Raw genomic sequence first — 14121 nt, 5'->3', positions numbered from 1 at the left:
TCCACAGCCACCAGCCGTCGTCACCAAACCCCGTGCGGCGCAATATCGCGCCCAGAAAGCACGGAAACACAGGTGGGTGCCGATCGATGCTCCTCGAGCAGCACACAGATTTATCCACAGGCACCGGGGATGTGCACAAACCGTGAACTCGGCTGTGCAGCACGGGTATCCACCGGCGGTGGCTCGAACGGGCGGCGACGCCGCCCGCACTCAACCGACGCGCAGAATCCCGGTGACCGTGCCCTGCAACACCTGTCGCCGATGCGTGATCAACGGCGACGTCTGCAACGGATCGTCGACGATGGTGCCGGGCAACGGACTACTCGCGGTCACCGCACCGGTATCCGGATCGACCGTGGTGAACGCGTAACCGTCCAACGGTGTGGTGACCTCGGCACCGAGCCGGGTCACTGTGTACAACGCGGCATCGGCTGTGGATAGATGGGGAACCGCCGCGCTGCGCACCGTGTTCTCCCAGACCGTGTGACATCCGTTGTCGTCCACATCAACCCGGGTCATCCCACCGGTGAACGGCGCGGCCGGCGGCACCGCCGGACCCGCGCCCTCCGGCACCGCGGGATACGGATAGCCGTAGGTACTCGCGACGAACAGCGAGCGCCCGATGCCGACCGGCGAATTCTCGCTCCCCGCACCGCCCTTCGTCAGCACCGGCTGCGAGCACACCAATTGTCCGGTTCCGGAACGGAATACCAGCGCGTTGACCTGACCGTCGGCGTTGTCGACGATGGTCAGGTAGTCCGCGCCGGTCTTCGGGCCGAAGTAGGTGGGTGTGGATCCGGTACCCCAGCTGAGCTGTCCCGGTTTACGCGCCGAGCCGCGCGCATACGGTGCGCGCCACAGCACTTCGGGACGACCGGACGAGCCGGCCCGCAGTTCGTACAGCGCATGCGTGGTCGCGACCGCGATCCGTCCGCTCGGCGCCGCCGAAATGCTGTTCGCCACTTGCTCATCGGCGGGCAACGTCACTGTGACCGCAGCACCGGACGGCGCGACCAGGCCGACGACGCCCTTCCCGGTGGCGAACCAGATATTGCCCGCCCAGTCCGGCACCAACCCGGTCACGTTGTCCCCCACCGGAATCACCGCCGACAGGTCCGCCAGCTGCTCGCTGTCCAGCCGCCACTTCCCCGCCGCGTCCCTGGCGTGGCCGACGCGGAGCAGTCGATTGCCGCCGTCCACGACGACGAGCTTGTCGTTGTTGTCCAGATACGCGTAGACGCCGCCGAGCAGGCTGCCCTTGGTCAGCGGCAACGCGGCCAGCGCTGACCCGACCGGTCCGGGCGACGCCGGATCGATCAGCTGCACGACCGGTGCCTGTCCGACGATCGCCGTGCACAACGCGACCACCAGGTTGTCCGACCCCTCCAGCAGCGTCGGGCAGGCCGACGCCAGCGGATAGGCCGAGACGGGCGCACCCGGACCGGGCCCCGCCAACGGAGTGGCATCCGACGAACCGGCGTCCCCGTGCATCGTCGAGGTGCCGAGCGGCCCGAGGTACGGGTTCGGCGGTGCCAGCGGCCCCCACGCGCCGGTCGCCGAGGCGGGCCCCGCGGTCAGCAACGCGGTCGAACAGGCGGCGAGCAGGATCAGCGGAACGCGCATCACGGTCTTTCGGGTCGGCACGGCATCCGATCGAACCGGAACGAACGCCTTCGGGACAGTATTCGAAACGCCAATGATCCAAATTTAACCGGTGCCCGCGGCGAACCGTCCGGCCGCGGAACCGCTGCTGGATCCGCCGATCCCGCATCATCTGCTGATCGCCACCCGCGCGTAGCCGCTTACATCAACGCGCCGCCGTCGATCCGGATCTCCGTGCCGGTCATGTAGCGTCCGTCGTCGGAGGCGACCATCGCGACCACACCCGCGATGTCCTCCGGACTGCCGAGCGCGCCGCCGTTGAGCCAGCCGGTCATCCGGGCGAACAGCTTCGGATCGAAGCCTTCCGGCTGATCCCGGATCGATTTCGTGGTGATCCCGCTGGTGATGCCCGCGGGCACGATGTTCACCGCGCGCAGCCCCTGCTTGGCGTACTCCAGCGCGATCGCGTGGGTGAACGCGTTGACCCCGCCCTTCGATGCCGCGTAGGCCGCGAGGTAGGGCGCGGCGCTGAACGCCGCGGTCGAGGAGATGTTCACGACCACGCCGTGCCCCGATTCCACCAGCGCGGGCAGCGCCGCCTGGGTCACCAGGAAGGTGCCGGTCAGGTTCACCCCGATCACCTGGTTCCAGGCGTCCAGGGGCATCTCGTGGGTGCGGGCCGGGCGCAGGATGCCCGCTCCGTTCACCAGCACGTCGAGCCCGCCGAGGAAGCCGAGCGCGGTCTCGGTCGCCGCGCGCACCGACTCCGGATCGGCGACGTTCACCGCGACCGTCCGCAGTCGCTCGGCGGCGTCGCCTGCCTTCTCGGCCGTGGCCGCCAGCCCCGGCTCATCGATGTCGGCGGCGACCAGCTGGGCCCCCTCGTCCAGCAGGCGGAGGGCGATGCCCTGTCCGATGCCGGAGCCTGCTCCCGTCACCACCACCCGGCGGCCGTCATATCTGCGCATGCCTTGAATTAGAACAGGTTCTCATTGTGAGTCAAGACACTTCCGCCATCTCGATTCCCGACCATCGAACTGGAACACGTTCTAGTCTGGGCAGATGCCGCACGACGCGTTCCAACCGGCCAGGCTCGGGCCGGTTCAGCTGCGCAACCGGATCATCAAGGCCGCGACGTTCGAGGGCCGCACGCCGGACGCCCTGGTCACCGACGAGCTGATCGAATTCCATCGCGCCGTCGCCGCGGGCGGGGCCGGGCTGACCACCGTCGCCTACTGCGCGGTCGCGCCCGAGGGCCGGACCGACCGGCACCAGATCTGGATGCGGCCCGAGGCGGTGCCCGGGTTGCGCAGGCTCACCGACGCGGTGCACGCCGAGGGCGGCGCGGTGTCGGCGCAGCTGGGTCATGCCGGCCCGGTGGCGAACGCGGCCTCAAATCGCGCGCCCGCACTCGCGCCGAGCAGGCAGTTCAGTCCGATCAGTCTGCGGCTCACCCAGGCGGCGACGGCGGACGACATCCAGCGCATCATCACCGCGCACGCCCGCGCCGCCCGGCTGGCGGTGGCGGCCGGATTCGACGCCGTCGAACTGCATTTCGGGCACAACTATCTGATCAGCTCGTTCCTCAGTCCGGCGCTGAACAAACGCTCGGACGAGTACGGGGGCACCCTGAAGCAGCGCGCCGAATTGGCCCGGCGGACCGCGGACGCGGTGCGCCAAGAGGTCGGCGGCGAGCTCGCGGTGCTGGCGAAATTCAACATGGACGACGGGGTGCGCGGCGGGTTCGGCGGCGCCGAAAGCCTTACCGTCGCACGGTGGCTGGCCCAGGACGGCCACCTCGACGCGCTCGAGCTCACCGTCGGCAGCTCGCTGCGCAATCCGATGTATCTGTTCCGCGGCGACGTGCCGCTGCGCGAGTTCGCCGATTCGTTCCCGCAGCCGCAGCGCGCGGGTATTCGCCTGGCGGGCAGGCGATTCCTGCGCAGCTACCCGTACCACGAGACCTATCTGCTCGACGAGGCGTTGCGCTTCCGCGCCGAACTCGCGCTCCCGCTGGTGCTGCTCGGCGGCATCGCCTCGCGCGCGGCCGTCGACACGGCGATGGCGCACGGGTTCGAGTTCGTCGCGATGGGCCGTGCGCTGCTGCACGATCCGGATCTGGTCAACCGGATGCGCGCCGACGCCGCCAGCGAATCGCTGTGTACCCATTGCAATCGCTGTATGCCGACGATTTATCGGGGCACGCGTTGTGTATTGACTTCCCCCGGTTAGCGAGAAGGCCCGATCCTGGTGGACCGGGCCTTCTTTCGGTGACTACGACGCCTGGCCGGGCAATTAGGCGGGTTTGGCTGCGGCCGCGGTCAGCTCCGGACCGACGATCGACACCCACTCGTTCATCTCCGGCGAATCATCCTTCGAGATGGCCATGAGGTCCTGCCTATTGCAGCCGCCGCCGGCCGGGACGCCGTCGAACCGCTCTTGCAGCCACTGATATGTCCCCGGGACCGACAGGAACGCCTGCGAATAGGATTCGCCGATCTGGATGCGCCGGTAAGTGATCTGGCCACCATTCTGACAGTAGGTGTCCACCAGTCGGTCGGTCGCGTACGCGGGCATAACCCAGTCACCCATCGACTGGAAGATATATGTCGGCCGGTCGGGCGTCGTATTTCCCATCTTGACCATGTCCAGGTACCTGCTCGGCACCGGCTCACGCGTCATGTCCGGTGTATCGAACAATCCCTTGATGTTCAGATTGGGGAAGCTCATTACCGACCAGCCCTGACATACATTGCTGTGCACGGAACGCAGTCCCTGACCCAGCGGGTTGATGTGCTGGTCGACATACTGCTGCAATTCCGGGTATTCCCGGGTCAGCCCGATGATGCCCGCGAACACGGTGCCGGCCGCCGGTCCGTTGTTCTGATAGTCGACCAGGTCGCGCAGATCCGACGCGGTGGAACCGGAGACGGTGCCGACCAGGTTCACGTCCGGCGCGTAGGAAGCGCGCTGTTCGGCGGCATGCATGGTCGGGATCGAGCCGCCCGAGTCGCCCCACAGACCGACCTTCGTGTCGCGTCCCTGACGCAGTTCCATCGGCTTGAAGTTCTCCGCCGCCCGGACGCCGTCGAGGGTGATCCGGCCGGCCAGCGGGCCGGCGGCGAAGGCGGAGAGCAGGCCTTCATGGTCCGGGATGGAGACGGCCCAGCCCTTGGTGACCGCGTAAAGCGCCATGGGCAGCATGAAGTTCGGGCCCATCGTGCCCGCGTAGTTCGGCGGCAGCGCCAGCACCTGGCTGGTGTAGGACGGTGCGCAATGTGCCGCGACCGCGTCCTCCGGGATCTGCACCGACACCAGGTTCGTCGGGGCCTTGCCGCGCGGCTTCATCACCGTGGTCACCGCGGCGATCGGCTCGTCCCGGCTGTTGTTCGATCGGTACGACAGCTGCCAGGCATCGACATCGGGCTGCACGATCGACTGGAACGCGGGACGCACTTCGCGCGCGGCGATGATCTCGCCCGGCTGCTTCGCCGCGACCACTTCGCGCGGCGGATTGAGAAACACCTGATCGTCGGCGGGCATCGCCGGCGGAGTCAAGGCGGGCTGAATCGGGACATAATCGTCGGAGGCGCACGGGCACGCCGCGGCGAAACCGACGGCGGCCACCTGAATCACGGCCGCGGCACCCGCGGCCAACATCGTTGCCCGCCCATATCGGCGGTGCCGTGTTTTGAACATGTTCATACCTGATCCTTCAGCTGAGGGAGAGGTGCATGACAAGCCGTAACCGGGAGCAGCGGCACCAAATCCCCGACGAATGCAGGTATTAGCGAAGTGACCACTCCGGTGTGAGCCGCCGCAAGCGTAGATGAACATTTGAATAATCCAGCGCGAAACGCGAGGAAGATCCTATTTAAATCCCGTGACCACCAACAACGCTCATCAGAACCGTTCTCAATTAACTTCCGCCCGAGACCTTTCCAACTCGAGTCCGGCCCGAAATGTCCGATGTGAATGCGCGGCGCAGTTCGCTGCGCGACCACGTTTCGACAATTGAGAACAACCGTGTACACGAATACGAAATAGCCGAAAATAACGCCTATTGGGCGGATTTCACGGTTGTGCACACCTTGTGGATATCGGTAGTTATACACACCTTGGGGATATTTCCGCCGCCGGGAAACCACCAGTTCCACCGGCCCAGGATCTGCATCAGCGCGGGCACCAGCACGAGCCGGATCAGTGTCGCGTCGATGAGCAGGCCCACCGCCACGGCAAAGCCGAGCTGCCGCAAGCCGTTCAGGCTCGACACGAGCAGACTGCCGTATCCCACCGCGAGAATGATCGCGGCCAGCGAGATCGGCCGCGCCGTGCTCTGCAACCCCACCACCACGGATCGGCGGTTGTCCCCGGTGCGCAGATACTCCTCCTGGATCCGCCGCACCAGAAACAACTCGTAATCCGTGGAGAGCCCGAACAACAGGGCGAAGGCGACCAACGGCACCTGCGCCCAGATCGGGTGGCCGTCGCGCTGGAAAACCAGGACCGTGAGCCCGTACGCGGCGCCCGCCGACAGCAGCGCCATAGCGATCGCCTTCAGCGGCAGCACCAGACTGCGGAGCACCGCGATCAGCAGCACGAACAACAGCATCAGCACGCACCCGATCACCCACGGCAACTTCGCCGAGGTCTCCGCGACGATGTCCGCGATATGGCCGCCCGGGCCGCCGACCAGCACCGAGACGCCGGGCGGTGCCGCGGCCGGAATTATCCGGGTTCGGATGCGCCCCACCAGATCCGGGAGTTCCGGCGAATCGATGGGGTACTTCGTCAAGACCAGAAGCGCTGTGACACTGTCGCCGTCATCGATCGTGGCGATCGCGTCGACGCCCGGATCCGCGCGCAGGGCGGCGACCAAGCCCTGCGGGTCGGGCAGCGGCGCCGTCGCGGGCTGGCGCAGCGCGAGCGCGAGCGCCCCGGTCGCACTCGGCACGTCCCGCTCGCTGAGCTGCAGACCGGTCAGGTAGGCGGTGCCGTCCAGCGCGCCGCGTTCCAGGTCGATCCCCGTCCGCATCGTGCCGGCCGGTATCGCCGCACAGATCAGCACCGCGATCACCGCCGACGCATACGGCCACGGATGCCGCATCAGATGCTCTGCCCAGCGCGAAAGCCGCTCGCCCGCGCCGGTTTCGGCGCGGCGCGGCCATTGCCGGTCGAGCACCGGCGTGACCGTGACGAGCACCGCGGGCAGCAACGTGAGCACCGCGACCGACACGACGACCACCACCGCGATCATCCCGATCGCCATCTGCAGGAAGACATGCCAGCGCACCAGGAACAACGCCATACACGCCGAGGACAGGATCAGCGCCGAATACAGGACGGTGCGCCCCGTGGTCGTGATCGCCGTCGCGATCGCCTGCGTCGGCTGCCCACCGGCGGCCAGCTCTTCCCGATATCGATTCTGTACGAACAGCGCATAGTCGATACCGATGCCCAGACCGAGGGCGCTCACCCCGACCAACAGCATGCCGTCGACGGTGAAGACTCCGGTCAGTAAGGCGAAGACGCCGAGGGTGGTGACGACCGACGCGCCCGCGACGACGATCGGCACCAGCGCGGCCACCGGCCTGCGCAGCCCCCACCACAGCACCACGATCGCCAATGGCAGCGCCACCAACTCGATGTGCATCAGGTCGGTGATCTCGACGCCCTGAATGATCTGCCCGAACCCCGAGACGCCCAGCAAATACGCCTGCACCTCGCCGTTCGACGCGCCGTGCACCGCGTCCGTCACCAGGTCCTGCAACACAGGCGCCCGCTGCTGCCGCCGGCGGTCGTCGCCGGCCAGACCCACATAGACGTAGGCCGTGTGCTCATCGTGAAAACTCGCCCGCCAGGCCTCGAACGTCTCCGGCAGCGCAATCTCCCGCGTGGGATCTCCCGCGACCGGAAGCAGCAGCACCCCCGACACATCCGCCTCGTGCGCAAGCGATCGCATACCCGCCGTGATCGCCCGGCGAAACGGCGGATCCGACGCCCGCAGCCCCTCCGAATGCAGCACCGCGATCACCGACTCGTCCCCGAGCGTAGGCAGCGCATCGGCCAGAATCCGGCTCGCCCGTTGCGATTCCGACCCCGCAACCTCGGTAGGCGGTGCCAGCAACGACCCGAGCAAACACGGAAGCCCGATCAACCCCATCCCCACCGCAACCCCCCACCCCGCGAACACCCACCGCCGCTGCCGCGCCATCGTGACAGCCACCCGAGCCAAAACCCCCCGCCGACCTCCCTGAGACATCCTCCAGACCCCCACATCGACAAAGGCGCCCAGCACCAGCATTCGATCCGGTGCCGACAACCGAGACAGCGGCATGCCCCGCAGCCAAAGACAACGAACAAAGACTCACTGCACGTTCGTCACCGACCACCGAACGGATGGGTCCCCCAGCCCCCTTCCCCCACGAACCACCCCACCCGACACGCCTAACCCGTCCCACTGTGCTGCGACACACACCCACAGACCCACCACACTGCACACCGCCCATGAGCGCCAGCGAAATGTATGCGACTCAGGAATGGGGGGTTCGGGGGGCAAAGCCCCTCCGAGGCGGGGCGTGGGGCCCCGCCCCACAAGATCGACGAAACGAGAAAGGCCCACGCTCTGTGTGAGCATGGGCCTTCCACGAGTGAAGTGGGCGAAGGGGACCAGAACTACCAGTTCCCCCTGATCACGGGTGCATTTCGGTGCTAAATCCTGCTGTTCACGTGACTTCGGCACGCTGACGATCGCTACGGTAACGCCGAGGTGTTGACGCGGTCAACATTCCCGATGGGGGATCACCTTCGGCGTGTCGCCTTGAAAACGATCGCTTGATTCATGATTCACTAATCATTAATCTAGGTCCATGGTTCTAGCCGGGTGCCCACCGGAGCGACAGATGTCGGCCGCCTTGTTCGGCAATCGCTACCGGCTCGAACTCCTGACGGCACTGGCCGAGAGCGGCGATCAGGGAGTTAACCTGTCCCAGCTCGCTGAAGACCGAACCGTCGCCGCGAGCGTGTACTACGGTCCGATCCGCGACCTGCTGAACGCAGGTCTGGTTGAACGATTGGGTCAGATCACTGGTGATCGCCGTTGCTGGTACCGACGGCGGGAGTATGGATTTTGGAACACCGTTTCGTCCCTTGCGCAACGGTTAGCGGAAATCGAGGTGGAGGCGTCGTGAGTCGTGCTGGCATGGCCGAAGCGGCACGGGCCGTCGCTACGGCCCGGCACGCGAACGACACACTGGAGCAATCCTCGTCCGCGGTTGTGCGGGTGTTCAACACCACAGTGGGGGTTGCTTATCTCCCTAACGCTGCGGAGATCACACGGCGCCAGGCGAGTGGCTTGGCAGCGGTCACTCAGATGGATCTGTTGGATGTGTTGATGGGTCTACCGATCGGACTGCCCATTGCTGTGAAGGATCTCACAGGCCGCGAGCGCCGACTTCTGCGGCGAGCACCAGCTGGGATTGTCGACATCGTTGAGGGCCAGTGCACCCGGCAAGCGGTGCCGCCGCTGTCGCCGCAGTTTGCCGTCGTCTCCAGTCTCACGTGGAAGGACGGCTTACGCTCGGCGGGTCAGTTCGCGCCGTTCTGTAGCCGGGTCATGCTGCTGCGCTCGGTCCCCGATGATCTGGACGACGCGCGGGTGCAGGCGTCGTTTTTCGGGATCGGGATCTGCGTCTTCTCGAGCAGTGGGTTGCGAATGCTGGTAGATCCGCAGCCGTATGTGCGCCACCGTCATTCGTGCGGTCAGTGGTGGTTCGCCGAGGAGCTTTATAGGCAGGTCATCGCGTCTGGGCTTGGCGGGTAGTCCCCGACACCGACCACCACGGCGCCAACTCAGCCCATGCTTTCAAAGTCTTCGGAGCCTCGAACCCGTCGGGCTGATTGATCTGGGCGTTGACGACTTCAGCGTAACCAGCGGCCGTGTGGCATCGGTTCTTCCACCAGACCGCCCTGTGGGCGACCGTGGGTTGCGCATGCATGTCATTCACCCACGAAGCCCAGGTGTACATACCGTGACGGTGCGCGGCAATGGAGTCGTCCCTGCTGAGAAACGTATCCAGTTTGCGTCCGCCGCATGATGTGCACGTGCATACCGGTGGCCGAGCGTTTGCGAACCGGCGAGCGAGTGTGGATCCCTTGTGGAAGGACATGAGCTCCTCGAACAACACGCTCGGAGACTGGTCCTGCTGCATCGAGAACGAGCGCTGCCCGAAAGGGACGATGTGGCGCTGGCTGCCGCCGGTGCCGATCGAGGTCGCAAAAGCGCCATGGCTCATGGCGTCGAAGCCCGTCAAGTCGGTCCTCAGCACTGCAATGTGGCCTGCGTCGGCTACCAGTCGGCGGAGATTCTCGACTGCGTCCTTGTAGCGTTCCATCGGATCGTACTGGCTACCCAGGAACACTGCCTTGGGTTTGTCGAGCGTGGCGAGAACCGCAATGACATGGCCGATAAGGTCATTGTTCAGCCATGCGATGTCCAGGGGGACGCTTACCAGCACATCGTCTCGCTCGATCCGAGCTGCTTCTCGAACCACTGCCCGCAGCGCGTCGCTGTCGCCGGCGTTAAGGTACCCGGTGGGGGTCAGCGCCAGGTTTGCTCCGCAATCCCGCTGCGCCTGCAGGCATTCGTCGAGTGTCAGGGGAAACAGGCGCTCCTGCTGCTCGTCCTCGTCATCATCGAGGAAGAACGGCTCGTCTTCGGTTGCCAGTATCCGGCTGTAGCCTTCGGGATCCCGCAGCAGCAGAAGGTCTGGATGGCTTTGCCGGATCGTCTTGATGCCGACGGCGGCCTTCTTTCCAGTCAGCACCAGTCCCGCGATGCTCGGTGGCAGTGGAATGATCTTGCGTGCTGTGAGCTGGTTGGTATGCAGCAGGACTTGGTCGTAGAGCACACCTACTGGGCCCGCCACCGGACTCGGTCCCGCTCGGTGCGCAATCTCGGGCAGCACACCATCCATGTCGCTCGAGCGACCGTTCGATCTAGCCGACTTCGTCATCGAACACCCTCCCCTACTCGTTTGGCTGTTGTTGCGGTACAACGAACTCCAGGATGTTGCCCGTCGCGGTGCTGTCTGGCTCCGTACAGATCGATGAACTCGTCGGCAGTCAGGAACGCGGAACGAGCCAGCTCTGTGACGTCAGTTCCTTGGTCGAGATGGCGTGCGACGATCGAAGCGACGGCGGACGGGGTTTCCGGTTTCAGGGCACCAGGCTCGCGAGTTCGGTAGCCGAGGCTCGACATCTCCACCGCCAACGTGCGGTACTGCCAATCACTGATGACACCGAGGGTGTACGCGCGGCGAAGCAGCGCCCACATCGAGACATTCCACTCGTTTTTGAGGTCGAGTAGTCGCTGCACCGTCACCAGCCGGGCTTGCAGATCACCGCGGATCTCGCGGACCGGCATCAGGAACTCGGCGGCGAAGTCGTTGGCCTGCTTTTCCTGAGCCGGATGCGGAATCCGATGCATCACCATGTGGCCCAGCTCGTGGGCAAGGGTGAACCGCTGACGCTCCGCCGGGGTACCCACGTTCAGCAACACGAGCGGATCCTCACCATCCGGGCTGCAACTGACCGCATCGACCGGCACCGCCTCGGCACCCGAATCCAACGCCACCGGTGCGACCAGCTCGCGGCAGACAACCAGCGCCCCCGCACCCTCGACCAACTCGACAATCGAATCCAACCGGCCACGACGAACTCCCCACTGCTCACGCACCGAACGCGCTGCATCAGCAGCAGTGTTCAGATCATCGACCTCGATACGCGGGACCAGATTGCCCACTCGATGAGGCGCGAGGGCCCTCAGTCCGTTCAGCTGGATGCGAGTCAAGTTGAGCAGAGCATGAATCCGCTTCAGATCACCTGCCGCCGCGGCCTGTTTCTTGCGGTGGTGCACCAAACCCGCTCCCGCCCCCACCTCCCGCTCGGTGAGGCACAGCAGCGACACCGGATACCCCACGGCATGCGCATAGAGCTCGAGCCGGTCACCAGCCACCCTCAGCCGCCCGGATTCGGCCCGGCTCACATATCCCTGGCTGACCCGTCCCGTCGAGCCCGCCAACTTCTGCATCACCTCGGCCAACTGTGCTTGAGTCATCGACCGCGACTCCCGAGCCAGCACCAACATCCGCGGATGCGCGGCCGCAGCGTGCACAACGTCCATCCCACCTCCAGTCATCCCGCAAAAATGTACCAGAAAATATTCCTCACACAATGCGTTCGGCTTGCCGCGAGGAACGCGTCACTGGAGCGCCCCGAAGCAGACTTGTCTCGCGTTGATACGTCTCCACAGCCAGTCCTCCAGCACTGCGCAACTGTGACTCGACTAAATCGACTCAACGTGAGAAGCTAAACGAACGTTTCGAAACATAGTTCGTAACTTTCGCTTGAGTATCGTCCGAGATTCGGCGAGGGAGGCATGCCATGAGCGCGCAACCGTTGGAGGAACAGACCTTTGTCGCGGAGCATCCACAGCAGTTGGCACCCGTGCTGAGCTTTCTCGAAGCTCATGCGCAGCGGCGCGGAAATACGGTCGGGTCCAGCTATGCACTTGTTGGTGTAGACGAGCATGACCGGATCGAACTTCCGCAGGAAGTGCATCAGGCGTTGACACAGGTCGTTGCGGCAATGTTGGCAGGCAAAGCCGTGACAGTTGCTCCCCGAAGCATGACATTGACCTCACAGCAGGCCGCGGACCTGCTCGGCGTCAGTCGGCCAACGGTCAAGCGGCTCATCGACAAAGGCGACCTAGCTGCAGAACGCATCGGGACTCGGCATCGGCTGCTGCTCGATGATGTCCTCACCTATCGAGAGAACCGTCGACAGCGACAGTACGACGCTCTGGCGTCAACAGCGGTCGACATAGACGCCGACGACGACCCCGCGGTGATCCGCGAGCAGCTGCGAGCAGCGCGTCGTGCTGTTGCTGAACGCCGGAGGGCGGAAGGCTGAAAGAATCGGCAGATGTTCGCAGTAGTGCTGGATACCTGTGTCCTTTGGCCGAGCCTCCAGCGTGACTTCCTGCTATCGCTCGCCATCGAAGGTCTGTACCGGCCGCTGTGGTCGGAGACGATTCTGGAAGAGCTGGAGTACCACGAAGCTAGAAAACTTGTTGAACGCGGTGCGGATTCGACGCTAGCGGCGGCTCAAGCGAGCCGTTTGATCGAAGCGATGCAATCGGCGTTCGATGATGCCCTCGTGGAGAATTGGGAACCTCACGAGGGCAGCTTCGGCCTTCCTGATCCCGATGACGAGCATGTCCTCGCTGCAGCGGTCGTCGGTAACGCCGGCGCAATCGTGACTCACAACATGCGCGACTTCCCAATGGTTTCGGTACCGAGCCAGATTCAGATCCTCGGACCGGCCGCGTTCGCGGCCGATGCTGTATCAGTCTCTCCAGATACAGCCCTACACGCTGTCGAGGCGATCGCATCCCGGCACAGCCGTCCACCCGAGACCGTCGAGCAGATACTGGATCGTCTGGTGAAGCTGTATGGCATGGGCGAGGCAGTCGACCTCATTCGCAGCATCACATAGCAGCTGCTGCCGGATCGATGCCCAGCCTGCGCACTCCCCCTCGCCCACAGGCAGTTTCGAACCCACCCAACAGCCACCTCACGCGACCCGGTTGACCGAGGGTCCGATCGGCCAACCGGGCCTCGGAGCCCTACACCGCCGGATCGGGGGCCAGGTCTTTCAGTCGCGGTATCTTCACGGCAACGACTTGCGCCGCAGCAGCACTGGCGGCGCGGTCGAGATGCCCATACCGTTGGTAGGTCGTGTCGTAGGAGTCGTGCCCGGCATCGCGGGACACCACGAACATCGGCACACCACCCAACAACCGCCAACTGATCCCGTTATGCCGCAACGTGTACGGACTCGGCCGCTTACCACCAACCGATCCACGACGATGTGGCCCTGGTCGTCGATCTCGACCAGCTCCCGCAACGCCGACAGGAACGCCTCCTGATAGAAATACGCCGGACGAATCGGCGTGCCACGACGGGTCTGGAACAACAACGCGTCATGCGGACGGTCCAGATCCAACAGATCCAACGTCTCAAATGGAACGTTGACCGTGCGCACACCACGCTTGGTCTTCGGCGGACCCAACCTCCGCCGGGTCCCGGCGTACTTGAACGCCTTGTTGATCCGCACCGCGCCAGTGCCACGATTGACATCCCCGAGCGTCAGGGCACCGACCTCGCTAGGACGAGCCATCGACGCCAACGAGAACTCGGTCTGGGCATGCCAACGCTGCGGCATCGCCGACAGGAACAGTTCGTACTCAGCCAGCTCGAAGAACACCATCTCCGCGCTGTCGTGACGCGGCAACCGCATCCCTTCACACGGGTTGTAGGCGATCAACGGCTTCGGGCGCATCCGCGCCGCCGCGGCCATCGCCGAAGCGAAGAACCCGTGCTTGTTCGCGATCGTCTTACCGCTGTTCCCCTTGTCCTGCAACGACAACACCCATGCGGCATCGGTGAACTGTGTGAC

12 protein-coding genes are annotated in these 14121 nt (G+C 65.0%); 5 read left to right on the top strand and 7 right to left on the bottom strand.

The window, feature by feature from the left end; genetic code table 11:
* Window positions 1-210: 210 nt before the first annotated feature.
* Window positions 211-1623 carry a hypothetical protein gene (locus tag F3087_RS04845; protein ID WP_150400920.1) on the bottom strand — a complete coding sequence of 471 codons (1413 nt, stop codon included), beginning with the start codon at window positions 1621-1623 and terminating at the stop codon, window positions 211-213.
* 179 nt (window positions 1624-1802) lie between these two features.
* Window positions 1803-2570, bottom strand: coding sequence for an SDR family NAD(P)-dependent oxidoreductase (locus tag F3087_RS04840; protein WP_150400503.1), 768 nt, complete (start codon window positions 2568-2570; stop codon window positions 1803-1805).
* Between the two features lie 94 nt (window positions 2571-2664).
* Between F3087_RS04840 and F3087_RS04835 the strand changes: the two genes are divergently transcribed.
* Window positions 2665-3834 (top strand): NADH:flavin oxidoreductase, encoded by a 1170-nt coding sequence (locus F3087_RS04835; RefSeq protein ID WP_150400502.1) that lies wholly within the window; start codon window positions 2665-2667, stop codon window positions 3832-3834.
* Window positions 3835-3897: 63 nt separating this feature from the next.
* Here F3087_RS04835 and F3087_RS04830 read toward each other — a convergent pair whose 3' ends face one another.
* Both F3087_RS04830 and F3087_RS04825 read right to left on the bottom strand, forming a co-directional pair.
* Complete coding sequence (locus F3087_RS04830; RefSeq protein WP_223884816.1) at window positions 3898-5307, bottom strand: lipase family protein; 1410 nt, start codon at window positions 5305-5307, stop codon at window positions 3898-3900.
* A 355-nt stretch (window positions 5308-5662) separates the two neighbouring features.
* Window positions 5663-7729: an MMPL family transporter gene (locus tag F3087_RS04825; protein ID WP_191093767.1), complete on the bottom strand. Its 2067-nt coding sequence runs from the start codon at window positions 7727-7729 to the stop codon at window positions 5663-5665.
* 775 nt (window positions 7730-8504) lie between these two features.
* On the opposite strand from F3087_RS04825, the gene F3087_RS04820 reads away from it, so the two are divergent.
* Complete coding sequence (locus F3087_RS04820; protein ID WP_150400500.1) at window positions 8505-8792, top strand: ArsR family transcriptional regulator; 288 nt, start codon at window positions 8505-8507, stop codon at window positions 8790-8792.
* Window positions 8789-9424, top strand: a complete 636-nt coding sequence (locus F3087_RS04815) for a hypothetical protein (protein ID WP_150400499.1) — start codon at window positions 8789-8791, stop codon at window positions 9422-9424. Before F3087_RS04820 ends, F3087_RS04815 begins: the two co-directional genes overlap by 4 nt.
* Here F3087_RS04815 and F3087_RS04810 read toward each other — a convergent pair.
* Window positions 9399-10616, bottom strand: a complete 1218-nt coding sequence (locus F3087_RS04810) for a hypothetical protein (RefSeq protein ID WP_150400498.1) — start codon at window positions 10614-10616, stop codon at window positions 9399-9401. The two genes, F3087_RS04815 and F3087_RS04810, sit on opposite strands and share 26 nt — an antisense overlap.
* Complete coding sequence (locus F3087_RS04805) at window positions 10613-11785, bottom strand: ImmA/IrrE family metallo-endopeptidase (RefSeq protein ID WP_150400497.1); 1173 nt, start codon at window positions 11783-11785, stop codon at window positions 10613-10615. The genes F3087_RS04810 and F3087_RS04805 overlap by 4 nt, the downstream gene beginning before the upstream one ends.
* A 260-nt stretch (window positions 11786-12045) precedes the next feature.
* On the opposite strand from F3087_RS04805, the gene F3087_RS04800 reads away from it, so the two are divergent.
* Window positions 12046-12573, top strand: a complete 528-nt coding sequence (locus tag F3087_RS04800) for a helix-turn-helix domain-containing protein (RefSeq protein ID WP_150400496.1) — start codon at window positions 12046-12048, stop codon at window positions 12571-12573.
* A 12-nt stretch (window positions 12574-12585) separates the two neighbouring features.
* Window positions 12586-13158, top strand: coding sequence for a PIN domain-containing protein (locus F3087_RS04795; RefSeq protein WP_150400495.1), 573 nt, complete (start codon window positions 12586-12588; stop codon window positions 13156-13158).
* 174 nt (window positions 13159-13332) lie between these two features.
* On the opposite strand, the gene F3087_RS04790 is transcribed toward F3087_RS04795, so the two are convergent.
* Window positions 13333-14085 (bottom strand): site-specific integrase, encoded by a 753-nt coding sequence (locus F3087_RS04790; RefSeq protein ID WP_150400494.1) that lies wholly within the window; start codon window positions 14083-14085, stop codon window positions 13333-13335.
* Window positions 14086-14121 lie beyond the last annotated feature (36 nt).

Origin of the sequence: Nocardia colli (assembly GCF_008704205.1) — a bacterium.
Classification (GTDB): domain Bacteria; phylum Actinomycetota; class Actinomycetes; order Mycobacteriales; family Mycobacteriaceae; genus Nocardia; species Nocardia colli.
Note: the sequence above shows the minus strand (reverse complement) of the source record. Positions and strands in the feature narration are given on the sequence as shown.